Annotated in this window: 29 protein-coding genes; 25 read left to right on the forward strand and 4 right to left on the reverse strand. The window is 33.9% G+C overall.

Translation table 11 applies throughout. The features are described from left to right. Position 1: 1 nt before the first annotated feature. From BUB25_RS10775 to BUB25_RS10890, 22 genes are all read left to right on the forward strand, one after another. Positions 2 to 1,417, forward strand: coding sequence for an MBL fold metallo-hydrolase (locus BUB25_RS10775; RefSeq protein WP_072944138.1), 1,416 nt, complete (start codon positions 2 to 4; stop codon positions 1,415 to 1,417). 48 nt (positions 1,418 to 1,465) lie between these two features. Next, positions 1,466 to 1,765: a rhodanese-like domain-containing protein gene (locus BUB25_RS10780; RefSeq protein WP_244533820.1), complete on the forward strand. Its 300-nt coding sequence runs from the start codon at positions 1,466 to 1,468 to the stop codon at positions 1,763 to 1,765. Continuing rightward, entirely contained in the window at positions 1,762 to 2,154 is a 393-nt protein-coding gene (locus tag BUB25_RS10785; RefSeq protein WP_084089520.1) for a rhodanese-like domain-containing protein, read from the forward strand. Before BUB25_RS10780 ends, BUB25_RS10785 begins: the two co-directional genes overlap by 4 nt. An 89-nt stretch (positions 2,155 to 2,243) precedes the next feature. Continuing rightward, positions 2,244 to 2,699 carry a DinB family protein gene (locus BUB25_RS10790; protein WP_072944143.1) on the forward strand — a complete coding sequence of 152 codons (456 nt, stop codon included), beginning with the start codon at positions 2,244 to 2,246 and terminating at the stop codon, positions 2,697 to 2,699. Positions 2,700 to 2,708: 9 nt separating this feature from the next. After that, positions 2,709 to 2,924 carry a hypothetical protein gene (locus BUB25_RS10795; RefSeq protein WP_072944145.1) on the forward strand — a complete coding sequence of 72 codons (216 nt, stop codon included), beginning with the start codon at positions 2,709 to 2,711 and terminating at the stop codon, positions 2,922 to 2,924. Continuing rightward, entirely contained in the window at positions 2,911 to 3,216 is a 306-nt protein-coding gene (gene trxA / locus BUB25_RS10800) for a thioredoxin (RefSeq protein ID WP_072944147.1), read from the forward strand. Before BUB25_RS10795 ends, trxA begins: the two co-directional genes overlap by 14 nt. 224 nt (positions 3,217 to 3,440) lie before the next feature. Further along, a complete protein-coding gene (locus tag BUB25_RS10805) occupies positions 3,441 to 4,415 on the forward strand; it encodes a YeiH family protein (RefSeq protein ID WP_072944149.1) in 975 nt (324 codons plus the stop codon). A gap of 387 nt (positions 4,416 to 4,802) precedes the next feature. Further along, a complete protein-coding gene (locus BUB25_RS10810) occupies positions 4,803 to 5,003 on the forward strand; it encodes a YgaP family membrane protein (protein ID WP_072944151.1) in 201 nt (66 codons plus the stop codon). Then, positions 5,000 to 5,305 (forward strand): DUF202 domain-containing protein, encoded by a 306-nt coding sequence (locus tag BUB25_RS10815; protein WP_072944153.1) that lies wholly within the window; start codon positions 5,000 to 5,002, stop codon positions 5,303 to 5,305. Before BUB25_RS10810 ends, BUB25_RS10815 begins: the two co-directional genes overlap by 4 nt. Before the next feature lie 190 nt (positions 5,306 to 5,495). Beyond that, positions 5,496 to 6,068, forward strand: coding sequence for a TlpA family protein disulfide reductase (locus BUB25_RS10820; protein ID WP_072944156.1), 573 nt, complete (start codon positions 5,496 to 5,498; stop codon positions 6,066 to 6,068). Between the two features lie 100 nt (positions 6,069 to 6,168). After that, the gene (locus BUB25_RS10825) at positions 6,169 to 6,894 is read left to right on the forward strand and encodes a heavy-metal-associated domain-containing protein (protein WP_072944237.1); all 726 of its coding nucleotides are present in this window, start codon (positions 6,169 to 6,171) and stop codon (positions 6,892 to 6,894) included. 464 nt (positions 6,895 to 7,358) lie between these two features. Then, entirely contained in the window at positions 7,359 to 7,724 is a 366-nt protein-coding gene (locus BUB25_RS10835) for a hypothetical protein (RefSeq protein ID WP_072944161.1), read from the forward strand. Beyond that, positions 7,721 to 9,322: a hypothetical protein gene (locus tag BUB25_RS10840; RefSeq protein WP_072944164.1), complete on the forward strand. Its 1,602-nt coding sequence runs from the start codon at positions 7,721 to 7,723 to the stop codon at positions 9,320 to 9,322. The genes BUB25_RS10835 and BUB25_RS10840 overlap by 4 nt, the downstream gene beginning before the upstream one ends. A 26-nt stretch (positions 9,323 to 9,348) precedes the next feature. Continuing rightward, positions 9,349 to 9,771 (forward strand): c-type cytochrome, encoded by a 423-nt coding sequence (locus tag BUB25_RS10845; protein ID WP_072944166.1) that lies wholly within the window; start codon positions 9,349 to 9,351, stop codon positions 9,769 to 9,771. A gap of 252 nt (positions 9,772 to 10,023) precedes the next feature. Continuing rightward, entirely contained in the window at positions 10,024 to 10,632 is a 609-nt protein-coding gene (locus BUB25_RS10850) for a DUF2202 domain-containing protein (RefSeq protein WP_106357538.1), read from the forward strand. A gap of 477 nt (positions 10,633 to 11,109) precedes the next feature. Beyond that, the gene (locus BUB25_RS10860; RefSeq protein ID WP_072944172.1) at positions 11,110 to 11,325 is read left to right on the forward strand and encodes a hypothetical protein; all 216 of its coding nucleotides are present in this window, start codon (positions 11,110 to 11,112) and stop codon (positions 11,323 to 11,325) included. Between the two features lie 238 nt (positions 11,326 to 11,563). Next, on the forward strand, positions 11,564 to 12,133 hold the full coding sequence (locus BUB25_RS10865; RefSeq protein WP_394335942.1) for a YeeE/YedE family protein: 570 nt from the start codon (positions 11,564 to 11,566) through the stop codon (positions 12,131 to 12,133). Positions 12,134 to 12,143: 10 nt separating this feature from the next. Next, entirely contained in the window at positions 12,144 to 12,641 is a 498-nt protein-coding gene (locus tag BUB25_RS10870) for a DUF6691 family protein (protein ID WP_072944174.1), read from the forward strand. Between the two features lie 7 nt (positions 12,642 to 12,648). Next, positions 12,649 to 13,746, forward strand: coding sequence for a c-type cytochrome (locus tag BUB25_RS10875; RefSeq protein ID WP_072944177.1), 1,098 nt, complete (start codon positions 12,649 to 12,651; stop codon positions 13,744 to 13,746). Between the two features lie 5 nt (positions 13,747 to 13,751). Further along, the gene (locus BUB25_RS10880; protein WP_072944179.1) at positions 13,752 to 14,177 is read left to right on the forward strand and encodes a DsrE family protein; all 426 of its coding nucleotides are present in this window, start codon (positions 13,752 to 13,754) and stop codon (positions 14,175 to 14,177) included. A 450-nt stretch (positions 14,178 to 14,627) separates the two neighbouring features. Continuing rightward, positions 14,628 to 16,328, forward strand: coding sequence for a bifunctional metallophosphatase/5'-nucleotidase (locus BUB25_RS10885; RefSeq protein ID WP_072944181.1), 1,701 nt, complete (start codon positions 14,628 to 14,630; stop codon positions 16,326 to 16,328). A 103-nt stretch (positions 16,329 to 16,431) separates the two neighbouring features. Continuing rightward, positions 16,432 to 17,862, forward strand: coding sequence for an OprD family outer membrane porin (locus BUB25_RS10890; protein ID WP_139256907.1), 1,431 nt, complete (start codon positions 16,432 to 16,434; stop codon positions 17,860 to 17,862). Positions 17,863 to 17,870: 8 nt separating this feature from the next. Here the strand turns inward: BUB25_RS10890 and BUB25_RS10895 are convergent, their stop codons facing one another. Together BUB25_RS10895 and BUB25_RS10900 are read right to left on the reverse strand one after the other, a co-directional pair. Beyond that, the gene (locus BUB25_RS10895; RefSeq protein WP_072944187.1) at positions 17,871 to 18,563 is read right to left on the reverse strand and encodes a LytR/AlgR family response regulator transcription factor; all 693 of its coding nucleotides are present in this window, start codon (positions 18,561 to 18,563) and stop codon (positions 17,871 to 17,873) included. Beyond that, a complete protein-coding gene (locus BUB25_RS10900) occupies positions 18,560 to 19,591 on the reverse strand; it encodes a sensor histidine kinase (protein ID WP_072944190.1) in 1,032 nt (343 codons plus the stop codon). Before BUB25_RS10900 ends, BUB25_RS10895 begins: the two co-directional genes overlap by 4 nt. A 163-nt stretch (positions 19,592 to 19,754) precedes the next feature. Between BUB25_RS10900 and BUB25_RS10905 the strand changes: the two genes are divergently transcribed. The 3 genes from BUB25_RS10905 to BUB25_RS10915 are packed head-to-tail and all read left to right on the forward strand — an operon-like array spanning position 19,755 to position 25,518. Continuing rightward, positions 19,755 to 21,140, forward strand: a complete 1,386-nt coding sequence (locus BUB25_RS10905; RefSeq protein WP_072944193.1) for a TolC family protein — start codon at positions 19,755 to 19,757, stop codon at positions 21,138 to 21,140. A 54-nt stretch (positions 21,141 to 21,194) separates the two neighbouring features. Next, on the forward strand, positions 21,195 to 24,437 hold the full coding sequence (locus BUB25_RS10910) for an efflux RND transporter permease subunit (RefSeq protein WP_449403989.1): 3,243 nt from the start codon (positions 21,195 to 21,197) through the stop codon (positions 24,435 to 24,437). Further along, positions 24,427 to 25,518 carry an efflux RND transporter periplasmic adaptor subunit gene (locus BUB25_RS10915; protein ID WP_072944199.1) on the forward strand — a complete coding sequence of 364 codons (1,092 nt, stop codon included), beginning with the start codon at positions 24,427 to 24,429 and terminating at the stop codon, positions 25,516 to 25,518. Before BUB25_RS10910 ends, BUB25_RS10915 begins: the two co-directional genes overlap by 11 nt. Positions 25,519 to 25,699: 181 nt before the next feature. Here the strand turns inward: BUB25_RS10915 and BUB25_RS10920 are convergent, their stop codons facing one another. Further along, on the reverse strand, positions 25,700 to 25,885 hold the full coding sequence (locus BUB25_RS10920) for a YgaP family membrane protein (RefSeq protein ID WP_072944202.1): 186 nt from the start codon (positions 25,883 to 25,885) through the stop codon (positions 25,700 to 25,702). Between the two features lie 12 nt (positions 25,886 to 25,897). Further along, on the reverse strand, positions 25,898 to 26,203 hold the full coding sequence (locus BUB25_RS10925; RefSeq protein ID WP_072944205.1) for a P-II family nitrogen regulator: 306 nt from the start codon (positions 26,201 to 26,203) through the stop codon (positions 25,898 to 25,900). Positions 26,204 to 26,253 lie beyond the last annotated feature (50 nt).

The raw sequence follows: 26,253 nt of genomic DNA on the forward strand, positions 1-26,253 counted from the left end.
GATGAAAATAGAACAAATATATACAGGATGTTTAGCACAAGGAGCGTATTATATTACCTCAAATGGCGAAGCAGCAATTATAGATCCGCTACGTGAAACAGAACCTTATATGGAAAGGTTAGAAAATGACGTAGTAAAATTAAAGTACATTTTTGAAACCCATTTTCATGCGGATTTTGTTTCTGGACATTTAGATTTGAGTAAAAAAACAGGTGCGAAAATTGTATATGGTCCCAATGCAAAGCCAGAATTTGAATTCATTTCGGCCAAAGACAATCAGGAATTTACAATTGGTACTATCAAAATAAAAGTATTGCACACCCCAGGTCACACTATGGAGAGTACGACCTACTTACTGATTGATGAAAACGGAAAAGACCACGCTATTTTCTCTGGGGATACTTTATTTATTGGTGATGTAGGCCGTCCTGATTTAGCTCAAAAAGTGACACACATGACGCAAGAAGAATTAGCTGCAGTCTTATTCCATTCCTTACGAGATAAAGTAATGACGCTAGCTGATGATGTAATTGTATATCCAGCTCACGGTGCCGGTTCTGCCTGTGGAAAAAACATGAGTAAAGAAACTGTTTCAACAATTGGCGAACAAAAAGCTACCAATTATGCTTTACGCGCTAATATGACGGAAACCGAATTTGTACAAGAAGTTACTGAAGGTTTGTTACCTCCTCCTGCCTATTTTGGTATGAATGTAGCTATGAATAAAACGGGGATTGAAAGTTTTGAAGAAGTATTCAATAATGGTATGAGAGGTATTAATGCAATAGAATTTGAAAGTGTAGTTGAAAAAACCGGAGCTTTAATTTTAGACACAAGAGACAATAGTGATTTTGCAAAAGGATATGTACCACAATCGATAAACATCGGTATTAATGGTGATTTTGCTCCTTGGGTAGGTTCTTTAATTGCCGATGTAAAACAACCGATTGTCTTAGTTACTGAAATAGGTTTTGAAGAAGAAACAGTTACACGTTTAAGCCGTGTAGGTTTTGACAACTTACTTGGCCACTTAAAATATGGATTTCAAGCATGGAAACAATCAGGTTATGAAGTTGATAGCATCAACAGAATAACTGCAGAAAAATTTGAAAAAGAAGTGAAAATTGGAGAAAGTAAAGTCATAGATGTACGCAAAAAAAGTGAATACGAAGCAGAACACGTCAATGAAGCTTATAGTCGTCCATTAGCATCCATAAACGAATGGATAAAAGATATTAACCCAAAAGAACATTTCTACATGCATTGTGCCGGTGGATACCGAAGCATGATGGCTGCGTCAATATTACAAGCTAGAGGGTACAGGAATTTTTCTGAAATTGAGGGTGGTTTTGGGGCCATAGCTAAAACAAATATTCCTAAAACTGATTTCGTTTGCCAAAGCAAAGTTTTAAAATAATAAAAACAAACACACCTTACAATCATTATGTTCAGAATATTAAAAAAAATGTTTTCAAAATCAGATAACTCTCAAATGGAAAACTTAATTAAAGAAGGTGCCTTACTTGTAGATGTTCGCACACAAGCAGAGTTTGCTGAAGGGAATGTAAAAGGTTCCATAAATATTCCTTTAGATCAAGTAGCAAATAAAATTGACCGATTTAAAGGGAAAAAATATATTATTGTTTTTTGTAGAAGTGGAAACCGTAGTGCTCAAGCTAAAGCTATTTTAGAACAAAATGGCTTTAATAATATTACCAATGGTGGCACTTGGCAAGATGTTAACAACCTAATAAATAAAAGATGAATTTAGTAAAAAAAGGAATATTATTTTTTATAATAATTTTTATAAGCAATTTTATAGCTGCACAAAATACTCCAAATGTATTAACTCAAACTTTATCCCAAAAAGCAAAAACAACAGAACTAAAGAGAGTGTTGAAAAAAAGACCTTTCTTAGTAGACGTTCGAACTCCTGAAGAATTTGCTCAAGGCACTGTAAAAGGTGCAGTTAATATTCCTTTGGATCAAATACAAAACCAATTATCAAAGTTTAAAGGTAAAAAAAACATCGTTGTTTTCTGTAGAACTGGTAATCGTAGTACTCAGGCTAAAGCAATTTTAGAGCAAAATGGTTTTACTAATATTACCAATGGTGGTACCTGGCAAGATGTAAATGCAATTATAAACAAATAAATAGCAAATACCACGCGAAAATAGTTCAGTTTGAAACAGATTAATGCCTGTTTTTTTAATTGGACTATTTTTATTAAATACAACGATGTATGAAATCAACATTCAAAATTTGGGAAACTAACAGAAAACTACATATCGAATTTTTAGAACAATTTTCATTAGAACAACTCAATAAAACCCCCACTGGTTTCACAAATAATCTTATCTGGAACATTGGACATATTATAGCTACTCAACAAGGTTTAGTTTACAGATTATCCGGTTTACCGGTAACAATTTCAAAAGAATTTCATAACAAATATAAAATTGGAACATTCCCTACAAAACCAGCAACACAAGAAGAAGTAGATGAAATAAAAAGTCTGTTACTATCTCATATTCAACAAACAAGAGACGATTATGAGGACGGAAAATTTCTAAACTTTAAGGAGTATGTGACATCAATAGGTTTTCATTTGGCTTCAATAGAAGAAGCGATAAGTTTCAACAATTATCATGAGGCAATTCACCTTGGTTTTATGATAAATATCAAAAAATTTATTTAATTCAAAAGTATGCTAAATACAATGTTCACCAATTGGAGTTTCATTAGAGCCATTCGACTGATTCTGGGTATAATAGTAATCTCTCAAGCTATATTTACCAAAAATTATTTATTCGTCATCCCGGGTGTTTTATTTACAGGCATGGCCCTTTTCAACACAGGATGTTGTGGAAGCAATGGTTGTGCTATTCCAAAATCAAAAAAACAGGGCTATGGAAAAGAGTAATTTTAAAGATACTATTCATTCAGAAAACCCAGTTCTAGTTGATTTCTTTGCCACCTGGTGTGGTCCTTGCCAAATGTTAACTCCTGTTTTACAGCAAGTGAAAGACCGTCTGGGAAAACGCGTTACTATAATCAAAATAGATGTTGATAAAAATGTTAAAATAGCAGCAAAATATAAAGTTCGTGGCGTTCCTACATTACTACTATTTCAAAATGGAAAACAATTGTGGAGACAATCCGGTGTTTTATCAACCGATGAAATAATAAATGTCATTTTAGAAAAAAGTGATTAAATAATATAAATAGCAGTCATCATTACTGAAATTGAAATAGTAATCAAAATTATTTCACATATGTATTCTACCTAGATATAGACTGTATTCCTACAACTTATTCTCTACACAAAAACTGTTAATTCAACTTTAAATACTGGATTAACAGAATATCTATTGTTAAATATGACCGTAAAAGCTTTAAAAATACAAAAAACTAAAAATAGTATCATCTAAAAAAAATTATGAAAAAAATAAAAACAAATCCCCTAGGAATAATTTTTTCTGTAGGTTTAGGACTATTTGTATTAGTAGTTTCTAATTATTTTACTTTTTTTAATAGTATTCTTTTGGGTTTATTAGTTGGGATGGCAATTGGAAATTTTATTAAAATTCCATCAGAATTTCATTCAGGAATAAACCTTACAAGTTCAAAAATGTTAGAATATTCAGTTATTTTTTTAGCATTTGGTATCAATTATACACATATTACAAAATTAGGTTTGCAAAGTTTTATTTTAATAACTGTTGTGGTTTTACTTGTATTATTACTTACCATTTATCTCTCTAAAAAAATAAAATGTCCTAGTTCAGCAGGTTTGTTAGTAGGTTTTGGAACTGCAATTTGTGGATCAAGTGCAATTGCTGCATTATCGCCCTCCCTACAAAAAAATAAAGAAGATGTAGGTATTGCTTTGGCAGTAGTTAATTTATATGGAACAATAGGTATGTTACTTTTACCATTTGTTTTAACAACTTTTAATATTACCTCATTTGATAGTAGCATCCTTATAGGAGGAACGCTTCATTCTGTGGGCAACGTAGCTGGTGCCGGTTTCTCAATGTCACAACTAATAGGTGAAGATGCAATAACCATAAAATTAGCAAGAATTGCATTATTATCGCCTGCATTGATACTTTTCAATTATATATCAGAACACAAAACAACAAAAAATTGGAAGCAACACTTACAATTGCCATGGTATTTATGGAGCTTTTTAGCAATTACCATTTTAGTTTCGTTAGTAGACTTTGATAAATCTTTACTTGTTATTATGAATACGATGGTAAAGATTGTTTTAACAATAGCTATGACTGCAATTGGACTTAATGTTAGCATTAAATCACTAATTCAATCCGGTAAAAAGGGATTATTTTTTGGATTAATTATATTTTTGATACAAATTATATTGGTTTTAGTCGGGTTACAATTTATTTGAAAAATATATTAATCAACAACTGTTTCTTTTATTAACTCAAATCTGTGGCAAAAACAATACTTAAGGAATAAAACGCATCTATAAAAAATAAATTGGGTTGCAGAATGGAACTACTTTAGAAGCTGAATTAAAAATTATTTTTCTAAACTTGGATGTCTATCTTTTCCTTGAAAGAATACCATTCGTTGACGATTAACGATTAATAAAGGATAAATACCGATTATCAAAAAATTTCATAAGGGAATGCCCTTGTCTGAAATTATTGGAGATCACTTCATAATATAATAATAACAAAAATTATTATTCTTATTATTTGAAACGATGTGACTTTTGTTACATAGCTTTTTATTTTTAAAAACTACTTTTATAAATCTAAAATAGATTACTATGGAAAAAAATATGGGTACTGTTGATAAAATCATTCGTTCTACATTTGCTATTCTTATTGGAGTACTATATTACACCGGCTTAATTAATGGCACATTAGCAATTGTACTTGGTGCTTTCGCGGGTATTTTCATTCTAACATCGTTTGCCAGTTTTTGCCCTTTGTATTTGCCATTTGGAATAAATACACGAAAAAAATGAAAACCGATAACGCACTTAATAAAGATTTAATCTTAAGAGAAAGGTTAGCTTTACAACGAACTATTTTAGCTAATCAATCTACTTTCTTGGCATTTTTAAGAACATCAATGTACTTCTTGATAGCAGGTTTGAGTTTGAGAAATTTATTGAAAATTGAAAACAGTCTAATTATAGAAATTGTACTTTTTATCACTTCTTTTATGATTTTTATATTTGGGACAATCAACTATTTAAAACATAAAATATCAATTTCAGAAAATAAAAAACATATTGGAGATTACCAACTAGAATATTATAAATGATTCTATCCCATTTTTTTTTAACCTTATAAATATTTATAAAAACAATAATTTAATAAATTGTTCCCCTTTTTACTCAAAAAATACTCCAAGAATTAGTTGGAAATAAGTCTATAAAAATTTGGGTTTAAAAAAAATGAAATAATTAATAATAAGATGATAAATAAAGATTCAGCAATTTAAAAAGAAAGAAATGAACTGGAAAGTACAAAAAAAATCAACACTGCAAAATATTGCTTTAATAGCATTTTTAGCGTTACTACTATTCAGTCCTCTTGGCACCATAGTAAAAGTACAACTAAATCGTATATTTGCTTTTTCGCCTACAACGATTACTGCAACTGATCAAAAAAAACTTTCAAATTACCAATGGAAACTAATTGATGCCGATGGAAAAAATGTATCGTTAGAAGATTTTAAAGGAAAAATAATATTCATTAATTTCTGGGCCACATGGTGTCCTCCATGTATTGCCGAAATGCCAAGCATGCAGAAGTTATATGCCGACTACCAAGATAAGATTGTTTTTTTATTCGTCACGACTGATTCCTTCGAAAAAGCAAATACTTTTTTAATCAAAGAAAGTTTAAACCTTCCGGTATATCAATCTTTATCAGACCCTCCTTCCGAAATGGACTCGTCAACGATACCCGCTACTTATCTTATTGATAAACAAAATAATTTAGTTTTAGCAAAAATTGGTGCTGCTAATTGGAATAGTGATTCGTTTAGAAAAAAATTAGATAGTTTACTGAAAAAAAATTAAAAATTAGTAAGCAAAAAAAACATTAAACTAATAAAATAGAATGATTGAATTTCAATGTAAATTAACTTTTCGGAGGAATTGAATGAATTATAAAACAAGAATGACTACAGAATTTACTATAAATGGAATGACTTGCAATGGATGCAGAACTGCTGTCGAGGAAATACTTTCCAAAGTGGAAGGGGTTTCACAAGCAATTGTAATTTTAGAAACTGAAACAGCAACGATACATTCCAATAATGAAATAAAATTGGATGAATTAATAAGAGCCTTAGCTCAAAAACCAAAATTTACAATTTTAAAGAAAGAAACTATAGTTCCACTAATTGAAAACCCTGAAATTAAAAAATCTTGGTTAGCTACTTATTTTCCATTACTGCTCATTGTAGCATTTATCACTGGAATTTCACTTATCACTTCATATCAAAATGAAACTATAAAATGGATGTCATTTATGAATAGTTTTATGGCTGGTTTTTTTATTGTTTTTTCATTTTTCAAATTATTAAACTTAAAAGGTTTTGCCAGTAGTTATGCTATGTATGATATTTTGGCTAAGAAAATTCCTGCTTATGGATTTATTTACCCATTTATTGAATTGGGTTTAGGACTCGCCTATCTCATCAACTACAACCCAAAATTAATCAATACCATTACTTTAATTGTATTAACTATTAGCATAATAGGTGTTATAGAAAGTAATCTAAATAAACGAAAAATAAAATGTGCTTGTTTGGGTTCCGTATTTAATTTGCCTATGAGTACCGTAACTATTATTGAAGATCTAGTTATGATTTTAATGGCACTCTTTATGATTTTTAGTTGATTTTTTATAAAAAAAATTGATTTAATTGTTTAGAACAATAAATTTATACCATGAAATTTTTTGCGTATATATTATGTTTTTATTTAACTACTCTAACTGCACTCCCATCTGTTAGAGTATTAAAGATGCAATTTATTGAAAGAAATCAATCCGCATGTTCTACAACTAATACAGTTAATAATTCCCAATCAAGTTGTGAAAAGGGAAATTTTATAATGAATTTAAACTTTAGTCCCACACAATGCATTAAGGAGCAATTCATACCATTTATTTCAGTTACACCTTTATTTGAAACGATAAAAAAAGAAAAATCCAATTACGAAAAGATTTTTATCTCCCAATATTTCAACTCCATTTGGCAACCGCCAAAGATTATTTCTTTAGTTTAATACCCCTCTAAATAAAAAGGAACAAAGCCCATAACAGTTTGCTAGTTATGAGGCAATACTATAATATATACCTAAATGAAAACTAAAATAATAATTACAAGCATGATAGCCTTATTCGCTTTTTCAAGCTTTCAACTTATAGACAACAGTCAAAATTATAAGAGTATCATAAAAAATACAAACAAAAATTTTGATTTAAAAAAGCACAAATCCTATTTTTCACAAGCAATGGTGAGTTGCGCAAAGTGTCACGATTGTCAAAACGAGAATCCGATTGTTCAAGATAGTACCAGAATTAGTATACAAGATTATTCTGAAAATTTTAAAGAAAAATCAATTCAGGTTTCAAAAAATCAAACTCAAACCAAACAAGTCAACATCGAAAAAACTAATTTGAACGATGTTCAAAATACGGATAATTTAAAAACGCAAGTAAAATGAAAAAATACATTTTTATAGTCATACTGCTGCTTTCCTTCAAAGCAACAGTAGCACAAAATTCGTTTTCGTATGATGTGCAACTTACCCCCATTGCTATAGCTAATCTACCTGGATTACATTCTTATGTTTTTGCACAACATAATGGTAAATGGCTTGTAATTGGAGGACGAAAAGATGGCATTCATGCCAGACAACCTTTCAATGCATTTCCTCAAACACAAAACAATACCGATATTTATGTGATTGATGTAAATACAAAACAATTGTGGTCAGCTTCTTTAAATTCACTAACAGCTGGAATTGCAGAACAATTACAGTCTACCAATATGAATTTTCACCAAGATGGAAATACATTGTATATTATTGGTGGTTATGCTTTTTCAGCAACTGCAAATGATCATATTACATTTGACAAACTAACTTCAGTCGATGTTCCTAACCTAATTACAGCAGTAATTGCAGGAACTCCAATTACACCCTATTTTAATCAAATTTCTGATCCTATTTTTCAGAATACTGGTGGGCAATTAGGTAAAATCGGCACTGATTTTTATTTAGTAGGTGGACAGGTTTTTACAGGTAGATATAACCCAAATAATGGAGGTTCTTTTGTACAATCCTATTTAAGTCAAATTCAAAAATTTACCATTGACAATTCTGGAATACAATTAAGTTATGATAATTATTCATCGGTTACTGATGCTGTTAACTTGCATCGAAGAGATTATAACTTAGTTCCTCAAGTATTTCCAAACGGAGAAGAAGGCTACACAATTTCTTCAGGAGTTTTTCAAATCAATGCTGATTTACCTTTTCTCTATCCTGTTGACGTTAAAAGCAGCGGCTATTTTCCACAAACACAATTTAACCAATATTTAAGCAGCTATCACTCCGGAAAAGTAGGTTTATACGACCAAACAGAAAACCAAATGCATACTGTTTTTTTTGGAGGAATTAGCCAATATTATTATAATGGAACAACTTTAATCCAAGATAATAATGTCCCATTTGTAAAAACAATCAGTAGAGTTACCCGACTTGCAGATGGTACTTTAACAGAACACAATCTACCGATAGAAATGCCTAATCTTAAAGGTGCAGGCGCAGAATTTATTCCAAACACCAATCTGCCACATTATGAAAATGAGGTTATTAAGTTGAGTGAAATATCGGATGATGAATTTATAATTGGTCATATCTATGGGGGAATTCAAAGTCCGACTATTAGCGCTTTTACGGATAATGAAACTACTGTTACTTCTGCTGACCCCACTATTTATGAAGTTAAGCTAATTAAGAATACGAACTTGAGCGTAGTAACAATTGATGGAAAAAACCCCTTTACTTTTACTGTTTCACCAAATCCTACCGCTAATAAAATCGTTAAAATTCAATTTAATCTACCTTACCTAGCCACTTTAGATTATTTCATTTCATCGCTAGACGGAAAAATATTGGATGACGGTGAAATTGAAGGAGTAAAAATTGGGAATAATACCATGAACTTTAGTTTAGAAAATGCAAATACGCAAATGGTACTACTTACATTTATTTTCGATCACAAATTTTATGTTTCACAAAAAGTACTGGTAAATTAATTCCTCTTTAATATAAAAACACAAAAATGAAAAATTTCAAATATATAATAGCATTATTTACACTTATAGGTTTTACCTCTTGTTCAAATGATAATGAAACGTACGCTACTAATGGAGAAACAATTTTTAGAACAGGAATAAATATACATGGTACTGTTTTACAAGATATTTCGCAATCTGAAATAAAAAAAGTACATGGATGTGCAAATTGTCATGGAGATAACGGTAAAGGTAAATTTAGAGGTGGTGGAGACAAACAAACAGGCTCAATTACCTACTATGACTTGACAAACACTTCCATTTATACTCCCGTTTATAATGATGATTTGATTAAACGCTTTATTGATAGTGAAACCAAGAGCGATAATACTCATGCAAATACTGGCGTGGTGTATGTAATGAAAGAAACAGATAAAATCGACTTAATCAATTTTCTTAAGACTTTGTAAAAAACTATCAAGCATCTTTAAATATTATTTTTCCATTTAATCATGGCACAGTTAAGTCTTTTAAATGCAAAAAAGGAAAAGAAAGTTCTCTTCCTCTCCTAATTATTTTACAATAGGTTTGCTGCTAATCAAAAGTGATTAAAATTAATATTTACTTAAGACTCTTTTTTAAATTCTTTAAGTGACTATTGTTACATTTAAAAAAGAGTTCTTTTTATAAATTTACTTCATACTAATTCAAAAAATATAATTATGAAAATGAAAATATTTATTGCTTTTATAACAGGATTACTGTTTAGCAACTGTACGAATGACAATGTTAACACCGATACTGTAGTTACATTGACACAAAATGAAATAAACGATCTTAAATTTTTAAGAGAGGAAGAAAAACTAGCTCGCGATGTTTATATTTATTCCTACAATAAATACAAATTGGCTATTTTTAATAGCATTTCTCAAAGTGAACAAACACACATGAATAGTGTTTTATCATTATTAAATAAATATGGAATTCCAGATCCTTCCTCTGTTCAAATGGGCATTTTTGTAAATCAGGATTTGCAAGTGTTGTATAATAATTTAATTTCACAATCTAATATTTCATTGATTGAAGCATTAAAAGTTGGTGCAACTATTGAAGATTTAGATATAAATGATATTGATGACTTTATAATAAATACTTCAAAATCAGATTTATTAACTGTATATAATAATCTAACCTGTGGCTCAAAAAATCACATTCGTTCTTTTACAACTGAACTGAGCAATAATGAGGCAAGCTATGAACCACAATTTATTTCTTCAGAAGAATATAATAGTATCATAAATACTCCAAGTGGTGGCTGCGGAAATAATTAATCAGAATAGAAAAGCTGCTTAAACCCGAAGACAAGCCGATATAAATTTTAAATCATTTCAAAAAATAGTACAAAAAAATATTTTATAACTTTTTATAACGATGAAATTTTTGATAACTACATTGTGCTTTTATATCATAATGCTGACAGTGTTGCCAACTGTTAGACTTGTGAAAATGCATTATGCTCTAAAATCTGAATCGGCTTGTCAAAAGAATAATGCTGAAAATAACAGTATGCCATATGGCTGTCAAAAAAAGAGATGTATTTTAAATTTTAACATAGGGCAATTCATAATCAATCAAATAGAATTTATATTTAAAAAAAACTATAATTTTGAGGTTGTAAGTGAACAAAAATTATTTTTCGAAAAAGAACTAATTTCAAATTACATTAATACTATTTGGCAGCCTCCGGAGATTAACTCTTACTTACAAAAAATAAAATTTTACAAATTCAATAAATAAAACATAATAAAATGAAAAAAATAGTTTCATCATTAGTAATAGCAACAGTATTATTTACAATGAATATAAATGCTCAAGAGCAAGAACCTAAACAAAAGAAAAAAGTAAGAACAGAAAAATCATGTTCTACTGAAGAAAAGAAGTCTTGTGGTAGTGATACAAAAGAGCAAGGTAAAGGTAAAAAAGATGGATGTTGTTCATCTAAAAAAGCCGAAAAAAAATCATAAATTCTAGTTTTAATTTGTTAAAAAGTGTTTGAGAAATCAAGCACTTTTTTATTTGACACCATTTCAATAAAACACTTATTTATATTAATACATCAAGATTAATAACTATTTAAGTAAAAATGAAATAGGATAATTTCTCTTATATATGTCATTTTTTACAATTTTTTTTTTCTTGTGTGACATAAGTTACACAAATTATCTTTTTTAAAAGTGAATTTTACAAGAATAAAAAAAACATATGGAAATTTTAGAATTAATCAGAGAACCTTGGCCTTGGTACATTGCAGGCCCATTAGTTGGACTCACAGTTCCGGCTTTGTTAATCATTGGAAACAAAGCATTTGGTATTAGTGCATCATTGCGTCATACTTGCGCCATGTGCTTACCGGCAAACATTAAGTTTTTTAAATACGATTGGAAAAAAGAAATCTGGAATATGTTTTTCGTTTTCGGTATTTTATTGGGTGGTGTAATTGCGTATAGCTTTTTGTCAAATCCTAATCCGATTATCATTGATGGAAATCTACAAACTGAATTGGCAGGCTACGGCATAACTGAAATTTATGGAATGTTGCCAGAACAATTATTCTCTTGGGAAAGTTTGTTTACACTCAAAGGATTTTTTATGATGGTCGTTGGTGGCTTTTTCATTGGTTTTGGTTCTCGTTATGCGGGAGGTTGTACTAGTGGTCATGCGATTTCCGGTTTGTCTAATTTACAATTGCCGTCACTGATTGCAACATGTTGCTTCTTCATAGGTGGATTGATTATGGCAAACATTATTTTACCATTTATTCTTTCACTTTAAATTACGAATTATGAACATTAAAGATCAAAATACAGATTTCGAAACGCGTTCCTTAGATACGGTTTGTATCAACGAGAGTCAATTGGAACACAAATGGTACCACAATTTAAAATACTTAGTCATTGGTATTTTATTCGGTATTGTTTTTATCAAAGCAGAAATTATCAGTTGGTATCGCATTCAGGAAATGTTTCGTTTCCAATCTTTCCACATGTACGGAGTAATTGGAAGCGCCGTTGTGGTGGGAATAATTTCCGTTTTCCTGATAAAAAAATTCAATATTAAAACCATTTATGGAGAAAAAATTGAGTTCCACGACAAAACCTTTAACAAAGGTCAGATTTATGGTGGACTCATCTTTGGATTGGGCTGGGCAGTAACCGGAGCTTGTCCTGGACCGTTGTTTGCACAAATTGGAACGGGTGCAACCGTGATGATTGTAACCCTATTTTTTGCAATAGTAGGAACTTGGGTTTATGGCTATTTTAGAGATAAACTGCCTCATTAATACATTTATGATTCCAGAAAAACAAAATATCGTACAATTTAAATCGCTCGTAAAAAGACTGATTTATCTCTTTATGACTATTATTTTCTTAGTCATTGGGTTGTTCTTGCTAGTGTTTTTCAATTCATCCATCACTTCTTGGTTTCAAAATAGTGATTCAAACCTCGATTCTCTTTATATCGATGCAAAGAAAAAAGTGATGGTGCAAAATGAAACGGCAAAATTCTGGAAGCCAGCTGATCTCAATTTGATTACAGATGCCACTTTAAAACAAGAAGTAGAATATGGCAAAGATTTAATTGCGCATACGGCTAAATATTTGGGTCCAAATGGCAGTGTGAAACAAATCACCAACGGGATGAATTGCAACAATTGCCATCTGGATGCCGGCACAAAACCTTGGGGAAACAATTATGGTTCCGTATATTCGATGTATCCAAAAATGAGAGCCAGAAGCGGGCAAGTGGAAAACTTATACAAAAGAGTTAACGATTGTATGGAAAGAAGCTTAAACGGTCAGCCTCTCAAAGAAGATGAAAGGGAAATGAAAGCCATGATTGCATATATTGAATACATTGGCAGCAATGTTCCCAAAGGAAAAGAAGCAAATGCGGCTGGAATCTATGATTTGGAATATTTAGATCGCGCTGCTAATCCTGTAAAAGGCAAAGCATTATATAATGCCAAATGTGCCAGTTGCCATCAAATAAATGGTGAAGGGATTCTGGCAGCGGATAAAAAAGAATACACCTACCCGCCACTTTGGGGCAAAAAATCCTACAATAGCGGTGCGGGATTGTTTAGAATTAGTCGGTTCGCAGGGTACATAAAATACAATATGCCGCTGGGTGCAACGTACGAAAACCCTCAATTATCAGATGAAGAATCCTGGGATATTGCGGCATATGTGGAAAGTCTGGACAGACCATCGAAAGATTTAAGTCAGGATTGGCCCAATATTTCCAAAAAACCAGTAGATCATCCATTTGGACCTTATTCCGATAAATACACCGAAACACAACATAAATATGGGCCATTTAAAGCCATAAAAATGGAAAAAAAGAAAATGGAAGAAGCTGAGGGAAAATTGAAATCTAAGACATAAAACAAATGAAAAATTTAAAACTAACAACACTCATTCTTCTTGGATTATTTACAGTTAGTACCTATGCCCAAAAAAGGCCGAACAATCATAAAATAGTTTTTCAGTTTACAAATGCTATCGATACTTTACAACAAAAAGCATTTGCTAACCAACTGAAAAATTTAACGGACCATTGGCCTAAAGCAAAATATGAAGTAGTCGTTTACAACATGGGATTAGAATTTGTTATGGCTACAAAATCAAAGCATATAGCAGCAATTAAAGCACTTTATACTAAAGGAGTCCGTTTTGTAGTTTGCGAAAACACCATGAAAAACCGAAAGATAACCAAAGAGCAATTGATTCCAGAAGTAGAATATGTGCCCGCCGGAATTGCCGAAATTGTTGAAAAACAAGAACAAGGTTGGAATTATATCATAGGAGGATTTTAATTAATTCCCATTAGATATCTACAAATTCAATGTCGCTTAGCATTTGTCAGGGATATCAGCGTATTCAAAGTTTATGTTTTGTTTTAAATCGTTATACTAATTTACATGACAACTGCTACGCGACATTTTTTCATTTCCAATCAATTATAAATCGTTCGATATATTTTTAATTTACAATATCGTTTTGAAAATATATAGAGTATTCGTGGCAAAAACACGAAATCGATTTCTTAAATATTAAAATGAAAACCATCTTCCACATAAGGATGAATTCAATTGGTCATTAAATCAGTACTAATTAGCATAAGATGTTGTTAATTTGAATTTAAAGTATCTAGTTATTTTAAAACAAAAAATATGATAACAAGTCTTATTATAATGCAAGTATGCTAATAGTCGCCATTTCATACAAAATATAGTTTTAAATAATAATCATTTTCAACACCTAAAATGGAATCAAATAACAACCGAAGAAATTTCCTGAAATCAGTAGGAACATTAAGTCTGGGAGCGGCGATTATTTCGCCCCTTTCTGCTATTGCAAATACAAATGAAACCGAGGGAATAAAACTGGATGCAGCAATCGACCAAAGCAAACCTCAAACAATTTCTATTCTTCAAACTACCGATGTCCATTGCCAAATTCATCCGCACGACGAATTGTTTTGGGAAAATGGAAAAGCTGTTTTTAGAAAAACGGGGGGTTATGCTTATATGGCAACGATGCTTAAAAAGTTAAAAAAGAATAACCCAAATACCTACATCATCGATACTGGTGATATGTTTCAGGGCAGCGAATTAAGTGTAGAAACAACAGGTGAAGCTTTTGTACCTATTTTAAATGCGTTAGATTACGATTTGTACTTACCCGGAAACTGGGAAGTAATTTACGGCAAAAAAAGAATGCAAACCCTTTTGGGTTCTCTGGATGCACCAAAAATTTGTACCAATATGTACCACGATTTAGGCGACGGAAAACGAGGCGAACTTATTTTTCAACCCTATACGATTTGGAATATAGCTGGAGCAAAAATTGGTTTTTTAGGCTACACAGATCCTTTGGTACCCTTGAGACAGAGCCCAAATTACAGCAAAGGAATCATCTATACCAATCCCGAAGAAAATCTGGCTCATTACGTGGATGTACTTAAAAATCAGGAACAATGCAGCTATGTAATTATGATTGCACACCTTGGTTTATCGCAACAAATAGCATTAGCAAACCACCCTGAATGTGAGGGTGTCAATTATATTTTAGGAGGTGATACACACGAAAGAGTCCGCAAACCTATAATTTGTAAATATTCAAAAGTAGTAGAACCAGGAGCATTTGGTTCATTTATTGGAAAATTAGATTTGACCGTTGTAAACGGAAAAGTAATTGATGATAGCTATGAACTGCTGGAAGTTGATTCGCCAGAAATAAAACCAGATGCTGCAATTGAAAAATTATTAATAGAAAAAGAGTCTGTTTATCAAGAACAAATCAATCAGGTTATTGGATACAGCACAATTCCTTTGTACCGCTATTTTGTGGTGGAAAATCCTATTGACACAATGATTCTCAATGCCTTGAACTGGAAATTTCCGGAAATTGATATTAATCTTTCTAATGGATTTCGTTTTTGTCCGCCCAAAACAACTCCGGATCGAACCGGAAATATCCCCATCACAAACGGATTTATTTTTGATATGTTGCCCGTGGATAGCACGGTAAGAACAGCAAAAGTAAGCGGAAAACAATTGAAAAACTGGTTAGAAAAAGAATTAAACAATGTTTTTGCCGAAGACGCATCTAAACGTTTTGGTGGTTGGGTAGTGAAGTTCAAAGGAATGGAGGTGCAATTTAATGCTTTTGCCGAAATGGGGAAAAGAGTGCAAAGTATTACGGTTAAAAACACGCCAATAGATCCTGAAAAAATGTATTCCATAATGGCCTGTGAACGTGACGGCGACCCTGTGGACATGCTCTGCAGAATGAAAGGAGTTATGGATGCCAAAAACACAAATGCAACCTTGCATTCGGTAATGAAAGAATATTTAAAACAAAACTCTCCCGTTACGCCTACACCGCAAAAAAATGCGATAATTCTTGATGCTCCAGAAACCCTATTAACTCAGGTTACTGGTGTTGATTATACCTTCAGATAGTATTCTGACCATTTAGTTTTTATATAATTTGCCCAACTGTGATAAATGTTACATTTATTTATCACAGTTGGGTTTAATTTTGTCAAAAATTAAAAACTTACAAATGAAATCTTTTTTCTCTATATTTATTTCATCTTTTTTACTTTTAGTAAGCATCCAATCCTCGGCACAACATCAAGAAATTTCCGATAAACCAACTGTTTGGAAAGAAAAAAGTGATGAAAAAATTGATTCCACATCGATTCTAAATGCTTTCAAAAACGGAAACTTCAGTGGTCATTTTCGCTATTTTTTCATGGCGACTAACAATGAAAGTGGCTTATCTGATTATTATGCCAATGCCCTTGGTGGCGGTGTGAAGTTTGAAACGGCCAAATTTCATAATTTTCAATTTGGTGTCAGCGGCTATTACATTTATGATATCGGTTCCTCTGATTTTTCTAAAAAAGACCCCGTAACCAATTTATCCAACAGATACGAAGTGGCGCTGTTTGATTTTCAAAACGCGTCAAGTAAAGGTAATTTAAGCAGGTTAGAAGAATTGTATTTAAAATACAACTACAAAAATTCTAATGTAACCCTAGGAAAACAGTTATTGAACACTTCTTTCATAAACCTACAGGATGGCAGAATGCGGCCTACAGAAGTGGATGGAATTTGGATCGATTATAATGAACTAAAAAAAACTAAAATTAATGTGGGTTACCTCTACGGAATTTCGCCACGAAGCACCATGAAATATTTTAGAGTTGGAGAATCCATAGGGATTTATCCAACTGGTGTGAATCCTGATGGAACAAAATCGGGTTATGCAGGAAATTTAGACAGCGATGGAATTTACATTGTTGGTGTACAAAATGAATCCATAAAAAATCTAAAAGCACTATTATGGAATCAATACGCAGAAAATATATTCAATTCGGCATTGTTCCAAATGGATTATAAATACGATTTAAATCCAAACTCAAAATTACTTTTAGGTTTTCAGACGATATACCAAAACTCTTTGAATTCTGGTGGTAATGAGGATCCCAGCAAAACTTATTTTGAAAAAAATGGCAATTCTCAAACTTTTGGAGGAAGATTAGGATGGCAAAATAAAAAAATAGAAATTACTTTAAATTACAACCGAATAACGGCTAAGGGAAGGTATTTAATGCCCCGAGAATGGGGACGAGACCCATTTTATACCTTTATGGCCAGAGAACGAAATGAAGGTTTTGGAGATGTACAAGCGGTAATGACCAAAATACAATATACGAATCCTAAAAAGACATTCAAATCTCATTTGGCGGTAGGTTATTTTGATTTACCTGATGTAAAAAACGTAGCAATGAATAAATACGGATTACCTTCTTATGTGCAGACTAATGCTGATGTTCGTTACCAATTTCAAGGAATTCTAAAAGGGTTTGATGCGCAATTATTGTATGTATACAAGTTCAATGTGGGAGAAACTTACGGGAATAAAAATTATATTTTCAATAAAACAAATATGAGTAATATCAATTTCATACTCAATTTCAATTTCTAGTCTGTAGACTATTTTAGATTTAATCGCTCCGTCAATGCCCTTCTATAAGTAATACCCACCGGGATTTTCTCGTTATTGATGATGACCATATTCCGCTCCCAATCCTTAATTTTAGCAATGGCTACAATATAGGATTTATGAACTCGCATGAAAAGTTCCGAAGAAAGACTATTTTCCAGTTCATTTGTCGTCATCGAAGCAAGATAAACTTTTTTTAACGTAAAAATTTTGACATAATTACCGCAGCTTTGGGCAAAAAGAATGTCATTTACATTCAAATCGAGTATAAATCCATCAATTTTTACTGCAATAATCGGATTTATTATTTCGGCCTTTTCATCAGCATAAGCGGAAAAGAAGCGCTCCATAGATATCAAAAAACGCGGAAAATAAAGGGGCTTCAATAGATAATCAAAAACACCGAATTCATAACTTTCCAATGCAAATTCTGAATATGCTGTGGTCAAAATTGTTTTGGGTGGATCTGTCAAGGTTCGTAAAAGTTCCAGTCCGCTAATCTCAGGCATATCAATATCCAAAAACATCAGATCAACTGGATTCGACCGAAGATAATTTAAAGCTTCAATACTGTTGTAACACTGCTGCACCAGCTCCAACTGCGGGTTTTGGCTGATATAGTTCACCAACACATAATGCGCAGCAGGTTCATCATCAACAATAATACATTTTCTTACGGTCATGTTTGGCGGAGTTCAATTACTAAATTAACGGTATACTCTTGGTCGTTATGAGTAATTTCAAGTTGGTGTTTTTTCGGATATACAATTTCCAATCTTTCTCTAGTATTTTTCAGACCAATTTTGGTAGAAACCACTTCTTTTTTATGGTGAGGAACCGAATTGGCTACTTTCAAATGCAATTTTCCTTTGATCACCTTTATATGAATAGTTACAAAACACTTTTCGATGGTAGCGGTGCCATGCTTAAAAGCGTTTTCAATAAAAGTGATTAAAACCATCGGTGCAATTTCATACTTTCCTTCCTGATTGCATTCGTAATCAAAATCAATACGGCAGCGGTAACCTACTCTTTCTTTTTCCAGCTGGATGTAACTGGAAATAAAAGTGATTTCATTTTCTAATGAAACGAATTCTTTGTTCCCCAGCTCTACCTGATACCGCATCAGCTGCGACACTTCCATAATCATTTCCGAAGTGCGTTCCGGATATTGAAGGCTGATTCCGTAAAGTGTATTCATCGTATTGAACAAAAAATGGGGATTAAACTGGTTCTTTAATGCATTAAGCTGAACTTGATTGGACAACAATACTTTGTTGGCTTCTTTTTTTTGTGCTCGGTAATGATCTAAAATCTGTATGGTTCCCAAAATACAAACCAGCGTTCCAGTCAGGGTAGCAAACTGAAACTGATACGTTTTTTGATGGGAAGATTTGTATAAAAAGCAATTTTTGTAAATAAACTCGGTTGAAACTTGATATAAAAAGACCGTAAAAAATGCTATTAACCCAACGGTAAGAATTATATATAATACTGGCTGGTGTTTTTTTAATAAAACCGGAAGCAGAAAAACACGATTGAGCTGGGCATGAAAATACAGCACAAAAAAATAAAGCAAACCGTTACTAAAACCTTTCCAACTTTGTATGAAAACCCAGTCGTTGAGTGTAAAAAGGATAAAAGAAAAGACCAAAATAGCCATTTCCTGCTCCCATTTATTTTCTAAAATCGGTTTAAATCTCCATTTCATTGCTCTTTAATTAAAGTATCAAAGGAACGACATATAATTTGAATAGGCACCGATTGAGTGACCAATTCAATTCGTCATTTATAAAAAGTGTTCGTCATTTATAACCGTCCAAAAAGAAGTACTCCGGCTAGTTTTGCATTTCAAATTTATTCATAATTTAATAATGAAAACAAAAAAACTAACCCTTTTTCTATTTCTGGTTTTCTTTTCTCAGGGTTTTTCTCAGACGCTTCCGCTAAAAGAGGCTTTGGAAACCGGAATTTCCAATTTCGGAACAATAAAAGCAAAAAGCAACTATGTCGATGCTTCCAAAGAAACGATCAAACACGTTCGCAGAGAATATCTGCCCAATGTTATGCTCTCTGGACAACAGGATTTTGGAACCGTTAACGGTCAAAACGGACCGCTTTATGGTTTTGGGGGACTCGGAGTGGCTTCTTCGGGACTTCCTTTAGAAAAGCAAAATTGGAATGCGGCCTTCGGTGCTTTATATCTGGTCAATGTCAATTGGGATTTTTTCACTTTTGGGAGAATGAAACAAAAAATCAATCTGTCCAAAGCGGATTCCCAGCGTTACGAAAAAGATCTGAATCAGGAAAAATTCCAGCATAAAATTAAAATTGCCGCTGCTTACCTCAACTTATTGGCGAGTCAGCGATTGTTGATTTCCCAAAGAAAAAATCTGGAACGCGCTAGGATCTTTCAGCATATTGCTGCAGTCAGAGTAAAAAACGGACTCTTGGCCGGAGTAGATTCTACATTGGCTTCCGCCGAAGTTTCCCGATCCAAAATCACACTGAATCAGGTGAAAGACCACGTGAAGGAACAAAACAACAAACTCATCGCGCTGATGGGCGTTTCCATACAGGATTTTGTGCTCGACACTACTTTTGTCACGACAATACCAAAGGCAATACTGTCGCAGGAAACCTCAAATGAAAGTTTGAATCCGATATTGGAATATCATAAAAGCAGGGTAGCTTTCAGCGAACAACAGCTTCGTCTTTTTAAAAAGGAATACTATCCCACCTTCAGTTTATTTGGAATATACCAGGCCCGGGCTTCCGGATTTAACTACGATTATGCCGCAAATCAGAACTCTTTTTCCCAAAATTATTTAGACGGTATTGATCCTTCAAGACAAAATTATCTGTTCGGAGTTGGTGTTACTTGGAACCTGACCACTATTGCTCGGGTGAGCAAAAAAGTAAGTGCCCAGAAATTGATTTCCGAAGGTTTACAGGAAGAATACAAAGTAATCGACCACCAATTAAAAATTCAGTCGGATGCGGCTGATGCCAAGATGCAATATGCTTTGGAAAATTATGTTGAAGCTCCAAAACAGGTTCAAGCCGCACAACGGGCCTATTTGCAGAAAACTACTTTGTATAAAAACGGAATGACCAATCTCCTCGATGTTACACAGACTTTATACACATTGAACCGCGCAGAAACTGACCGTGATATTATTTACACCAATGTCTGGCAATCGCTTTTGATGAAAGCGGCAGCCACAGGAGATTTTGACTTATTTATGAATGAATTTTAATTATTTAAAACAATGAATTTAATACGTTTTGCCCTTCGCAAACCCATCTCGATAATGGTTTTGGTTGCCGGATTATTCTTTTTCGGAATTGGTGCCGTCCGTGATATCAAAGTGGACATTCTGCCCGAAATGAATCTTCCCGTTATCTATTTGGCCCACTCCTTTGCGGGTTACACGCCCAATCAGATGGAATCCTATTTCGCCAAAAATTATGTCAATGTAATGATTTTAGCCAATGGTGTAAAAGATATCGAGACCAAGAATATTCAGGGACTCACACTGATGAAAGTGACCTATTATGAAGGTACTAATATGGCTCAGGCCGCTTCTGAAATCAGTGCGTTGTCCAACAGAATTCAGTCCAGATTTCCTCCGGGTTCCCAGCCTCCGTTTATTATTCGGTTTGATGCTTCCTCGTTACCCATCGGTCAATTGGTTTTGAGCAGTAAAACCCGTTCTAATAATGAACTTCAGGATTTGGCAAACGTGTATGTTAGGGCTTCGTTCACGGCTATTCCGGGATTGTTGTCACCTCCACCTTTTGGTGGAAGCCCCAGAACTATTGAAATTAATGTAGATCCTGATTTGCTTCGTTCGCATCAGCTGACAGCAGACCAAATTGTGGAAGCCATCCGTACCAACAATCAAACGGCTCCTTCGGGAAACCTGAGAATTGGAGATATCAACTACATTATCCCTACAAACAATACCATTAAAGAAGTCAAGGATTTTGAAAAAATACCGTTGTTCAAAGGCGGTGTCCAGAATTTATATCTTGGCGATGTGGCTCAGGTAAAAGATGGCGCCGATATTACTGCAGGATACGCTTTGGTCAATGGAAAGCGTTCCGTTTATATCAGTATTGCCAAAGCCGGTGATGCATCGACTTGGGATGTTGTTCAAAAATTAAAATCACAACTCCCAAAAATCCAGAGTACATTACCTGATGATGTCACACTATCGTATGAATTTGACCAGTCGGTTCATGTGATTAATTCCCTGAAAAGTTTAATTATCGAAGGAATAATTGGTGCCGTTCTTACAGGGCTGATGGTTTTATTGTTCCTTGGAGATCGAAGAGCAGCATTGATTGTCATACTTACTATACCCATTGCGATTATTTCTGGTGTGTTATTCTTAAAACTATTTGGGCAAACCATCAATCTGATGTCTTTAAGCGGCTTGGCTCTTGCTATTGGAATCTTGGTTGATGAAAGTACGGTAACCATCGAGAATATCCACCAACATTTGGATATGGGCAAACCCAAAGCCTTGGCTATTTGGAATGCCTGTAAAGAAATAGCTTTGCCCAAGTTGTTAATCCTGCTGTGTATTCTGGCCGTCTTTGCACCTGCATTTACGATGACCGGAATTCCCGGTGCGTTGTTTCTGCCATTGGCATTAGCGATTGGATTTTCGATGATTGTGTCTTTTTTACTTTCGCAAACCTTTGTTCCGGTGATGGCCAACTGGCTGATGAAAGCGCATCCAAAAAAAGCGCATCCGTCGAATATTACCGATGATGAAGCGGAGTTTAATGCGTCAGGACTGACGATAGCATCCGAAGAAGACACTTTTGACCAGAAAAAAATCCTTGTTCAAAGAGCCGATTTTAACAATGATGGCAAAATCAACTTTTTTGAACGATTCAGAAACCGATACATGCGATTCATCAATCGGCTTTTTAACTATAAAAAACCGGTTACACTGGTATATCTTTTCCTATCGGCCTGTTTAGTGTTACTACTGTTGAATACTATCGGGCAGGATGTTTTTCCTAAAGTCAATTCAAGTCAATTCCAATTGAGACTGCGGGCGCCGGATGGAACCCGTTTGGAAAGTACCGAAGATAAAGCAATAATGGTGCTCAACGAACTAGAAAAAATGATTGGCAAAGAACACGTCGCCATATCCTCCGTTTATGTGGGTCAGCATCCCGCCATATTTTCCGTTTCACCCATTTATTTGTTTACTGCCGGACCTCACGAGGCGGTTTTCCAAATTGGTTTGAAAGACTATCATGTGGATATGGATGTTTTCAAAGATGAATTCCGTCAGCGCATTAAAAAAATATTACCCGATGTCAAAATTTCTTTCGAACCTATCGAACTTACGGACAAAGTGCTGAGCCAGGGTTCCCCTACTCCAATTGAAATCAGGATAGCCGGAAAAAATAAAAAGCGAAATGAAGCCTATGCCAAGAAACTCATCGCAAAACTGAATAAAATTGACTATTTGAGAGACATTCAGATTGCCCAACCCATCAAATATCCAGCGCTGGACATTACTATTGACAGAACTCGTGCCGCTCAATTAGGAATTGACATGAACGACATTTCGCGTTCCCTGATTGCTTCCACTTCTTCGTCCCAATATACCGAAAAGAATATCTGGGTAGATGAAAAAGCTGGGTTCTCCTATAACGTTCAGGTTCAGGTACCTTTAAACAAAATGAAAAGTGAAAATGATCTGAAAGAAATTCCGTTGCTGAAGAATGCATCCCGTCCGGTTTTAAGTGATGTAGCCACGATTACCCCCTCTTTTACATATGGGGAAAACGACAATATTGGTGCCATGCCTTATATTTCAGTGACCGCAAATATGGATCATGTTGATTTGGGAACCGCTTCCAAAGCTGTTCAGCAAAGCATTGACTCTCTTGGGGAACTTCCCAGAGGATTGTTCATAGAGCAAATTGGTTTAAGCACGGTTTTAAAGGAAACCATGAGCAGTCTGCAGACTGGTTTATTGATTGCCATTATGGTAATTTTCCTGATGCTTGCTGCAAATTTTCAGTCTTTCAAAATTTCATTGGTCATCTTAACTACGGTTCCTGCCGTTGTTTTAGGTTCTTTGTTGCTACTTGTGATTACAGGTTCTACTTTGAATTTACAATCGTACATGGGAATTATTATGTCGGTGGGTGTTTCTATTGCCAATGCCGTTCTAATCATCACCAATGCAGAACAGCTGCGAAAACACAATGGCAATGCGTTACAATCGGCACGTGAAGCTGCTTCGTTAAGGCTCCGTCCCATTATCATGACCAGTATTGCCATGATTGCCGGAATGCTCCCGATGGCCATTGGACACGGTGAAGGCGGCGATCAGATTTCCCCGCTAGGAAGAGCCGTGATTGGCGGATTGGTATTTTCCACCTTTACAGTACTTCTTATTTTACCGCTCATTTTCGCCTGGGCAATGGGTAAAACTCCGGTACACTCTTTATCCTTAGATCCAGAAGACAAGGAAAGCCAACATTATATCTCATCTTTACACCCTCAAAATGAAAAATAATTTATTTAAAATATCGTTTCTGTTTGTAGTCCTGACCACTGTTTTAACTGCCTGCAATACTTCTGAAAAGAAAGAAATTGCCGCTGTAGAAACCGCTCCGATTATCGAAACCTTTACCATCAGTAGAGAAAAATTAGCTACCGAACTCCGCATTCCGGCAGAACTGACCGGTTTCCAACAAGTGGATATTTATGCCAAAGTGAGCAGTTTTGTCAAAGAACTGAAAGTTGATATTGGCTCGCAGGTTAAGAAAGGGCAGTTATTACTAATTTTAGAAGCGCCTGAAATCAGTTCACAATTGGCGGCAGCTCAATCCAGACAACTTTCGCAAAAAGCCATTTATACGGCAAGCAAAAGCACTTTCGACAGGCTTTTTGAAACCAGCAAAATAGAAGGAACGATTTCCAAAAATGATCTGGAACAGGCTGCAGCCCGCAAAAATTCAGATTATGCCCAATATCAGGCAACCCAAGCCGCTTATAAAGAAATTGCGATTATGAAAAGCTATCTGTTAATCCGCGCGCCTTTTGACGGAGTCATCTCGGCCAGGAATGTAAATCCGGGTACCTTTGTTGGATCTTCCGGAAAAGGATCGGAATCCCCTTTGTTTACGCTTCAGCAACAAAGTAAATTGCGTTTGTCGGTCTTTGTACCTGAGATGTATACCGGGTATCTGACAGTTGATGACGAACTAATTTTTAGCGTAAAATCAATCAACAACGAGACCTTTCGTGCCAAAATAGCTCGTATGTCCGGCGCTTTAGACAGCAGGCTTCGATCCGAACGTGTGGAACTGGATGTTGTGAATACCTCTAAAAAACTGTTGCCAGGAATGGTCGCCGAAGTACTCATGCCCTTACAATCAAAAGACAACAATTATGTAGTACCCAAATCAGCTGTGGTGACTTCCAGTGATGGTGTCTATGTATTTATAGTAGAGAATAATAAAATGAAAAGAACAGCCGTTCAGAAAGGCCGAGAATTGGAAAAACGCGTTGAAATTTTTGGAAATATTCCTGAAAATTCGATACTGGTAAAAGTAGCTTCAGAAGAAATGAAAGACGGTACGGCGGTAAAGTAATCAAAAATAAATTTGTAATAATTGAAAAATCACATCCATTATCTTTGAACCCGTCCAATTATAAACAAAATGAGCCCGATGCAATATCGAGCTCATTTTGTTTAAATTAATTGCAAATTTTTCCAGACTTTAGGTTTCCTTCATATTAGCATTCCATTTTATACAGTGATTGAATTGCTTATTAATCTTTTACTCCTAGTTTTTCTAATATAGTATCCATCAAACACCATTTGCTGATAGAAGACTGTAATAAATTGGCTCCTACAAAAGTGGTAAACCACAACCAGTTCTGGTTGACATAGATTGCCAAAAGTAAACTGATTAATATAAAACTCCCGGCTACGGCTCTTACAATTCTGTTTTTCATTATTCTTTATTTTTAAATTGATTTTTCGATATTTAGAACAGCAACATGTATTTTTGATAACGTTTCTTGCTTTTCATTAAATTCGGTAATCAAATCAAATAGTTTGTCTACGTTATCTTTTTTTACAAAAGCATAAAATAATATCGATTCGGTTTCATTTAATTCTGCCGAAAACCAATTGCTTTCTATAGCTTCTTCAGAAATATCATTAAAGCCTTTAACCTCTTTATACGTGAAGGTTTTTACATTGGCCTGTTTCAGCATTTGTTTGATGTCTTTTTCAAATGCTATGACTGCAGTTATAATCAGTAGTTTCATTTTTGTTTTGTTGTTTAAAGTTCCAAGTTTAAGATTCTGGTTTCAAAACC

Origin of the sequence: Flavobacterium granuli, from assembly GCF_900129705.1 — a bacterium.
In the GTDB taxonomy this organism is placed as follows: Bacteria; Bacteroidota; Bacteroidia; order Flavobacteriales; family Flavobacteriaceae; genus Flavobacterium; species Flavobacterium granuli.

Coding starts and splice junctions, on each gene's coding strand:
- trxA (WP_072944147.1), top strand. CDS start 2,911: ATGGAAAAGAGTAATTTTAAAGATACTATTCATTCAGAAAACCCAGTT.
- BUB25_RS10865 (WP_394335942.1), top strand. CDS start 11,564: ATGGAAATTTTAGAATTAATCAGAGAACCTTGGCCTTGGTACATTGCA.
- BUB25_RS10780 (WP_244533820.1), top strand. CDS start 1,466: ATGTTTTCAAAATCAGATAACTCTCAAATGGAAAACTTAATTAAAGAA.
- BUB25_RS10880 (WP_072944179.1), top strand. CDS start 13,752: ATGAAAAATTTAAAACTAACAACACTCATTCTTCTTGGATTATTTACA.
- BUB25_RS10845 (WP_072944166.1), top strand. CDS start 9,349: ATGAAAAATTTCAAATATATAATAGCATTATTTACACTTATAGGTTTT.
- BUB25_RS10890 (WP_139256907.1), top strand. CDS start 16,432: ATGAAATCTTTTTTCTCTATATTTATTTCATCTTTTTTACTTTTAGTA.
- BUB25_RS10920 (WP_072944202.1), bottom strand. CDS start 25,885: ATGAAAAACAGAATTGTAAGAGCCGTAGCCGGGAGTTTTATATTAATC.
- BUB25_RS10775 (WP_072944138.1), top strand. CDS start 2: ATGAAAATAGAACAAATATATACAGGATGTTTAGCACAAGGAGCGTAT.
- BUB25_RS10820 (WP_072944156.1), top strand. CDS start 5,496: ATGAACTGGAAAGTACAAAAAAAATCAACACTGCAAAATATTGCTTTA.
- BUB25_RS10925 (WP_072944205.1), bottom strand. CDS start 26,203: ATGAAACTACTGATTATAACTGCAGTCATAGCATTTGAAAAAGACATC.
- BUB25_RS10910 (WP_449403989.1), top strand. CDS start 21,195: ATGGTTTTGGTTGCCGGATTATTCTTTTTCGGAATTGGTGCCGTCCGT.
- BUB25_RS10905 (WP_072944193.1), top strand. CDS start 19,755: ATGAAAACAAAAAAACTAACCCTTTTTCTATTTCTGGTTTTCTTTTCT.
- BUB25_RS10835 (WP_072944161.1), top strand. CDS start 7,359: ATGAAAACTAAAATAATAATTACAAGCATGATAGCCTTATTCGCTTTT.
- BUB25_RS10915 (WP_072944199.1), top strand. CDS start 24,427: ATGAAAAATAATTTATTTAAAATATCGTTTCTGTTTGTAGTCCTGACC.
- BUB25_RS10795 (WP_072944145.1), top strand. CDS start 2,709: ATGCTAAATACAATGTTCACCAATTGGAGTTTCATTAGAGCCATTCGA.
- BUB25_RS10885 (WP_072944181.1), top strand. CDS start 14,628: ATGGAATCAAATAACAACCGAAGAAATTTCCTGAAATCAGTAGGAACA.
- BUB25_RS10875 (WP_072944177.1), top strand. CDS start 12,649: ATGATTCCAGAAAAACAAAATATCGTACAATTTAAATCGCTCGTAAAA.
- BUB25_RS10805 (WP_072944149.1), top strand. CDS start 3,441: ATGAAAAAAATAAAAACAAATCCCCTAGGAATAATTTTTTCTGTAGGT.
- BUB25_RS10895 (WP_072944187.1), bottom strand. CDS start 18,563: ATGACCGTAAGAAAATGTATTATTGTTGATGATGAACCTGCTGCGCAT.
- BUB25_RS10785 (WP_084089520.1), top strand. CDS start 1,762: ATGAATTTAGTAAAAAAAGGAATATTATTTTTTATAATAATTTTTATA.
- BUB25_RS10900 (WP_072944190.1), bottom strand. CDS start 19,591: ATGAAATGGAGATTTAAACCGATTTTAGAAAATAAATGGGAGCAGGAA.
- BUB25_RS10840 (WP_072944164.1), top strand. CDS start 7,721: ATGAAAAAATACATTTTTATAGTCATACTGCTGCTTTCCTTCAAAGCA.
- BUB25_RS10860 (WP_072944172.1), top strand. CDS start 11,110: ATGAAAAAAATAGTTTCATCATTAGTAATAGCAACAGTATTATTTACA.
- BUB25_RS10815 (WP_072944153.1), top strand. CDS start 5,000: ATGAAAACCGATAACGCACTTAATAAAGATTTAATCTTAAGAGAAAGG.
- BUB25_RS10870 (WP_072944174.1), top strand. CDS start 12,144: ATGAACATTAAAGATCAAAATACAGATTTCGAAACGCGTTCCTTAGAT.
- BUB25_RS10825 (WP_072944237.1), top strand. CDS start 6,169: ATGACTACAGAATTTACTATAAATGGAATGACTTGCAATGGATGCAGA.
- BUB25_RS10810 (WP_072944151.1), top strand. CDS start 4,803: ATGGAAAAAAATATGGGTACTGTTGATAAAATCATTCGTTCTACATTT.
- BUB25_RS10790 (WP_072944143.1), top strand. CDS start 2,244: ATGAAATCAACATTCAAAATTTGGGAAACTAACAGAAAACTACATATC.
- BUB25_RS10850 (WP_106357538.1), top strand. CDS start 10,024: ATGAAAATGAAAATATTTATTGCTTTTATAACAGGATTACTGTTTAGC.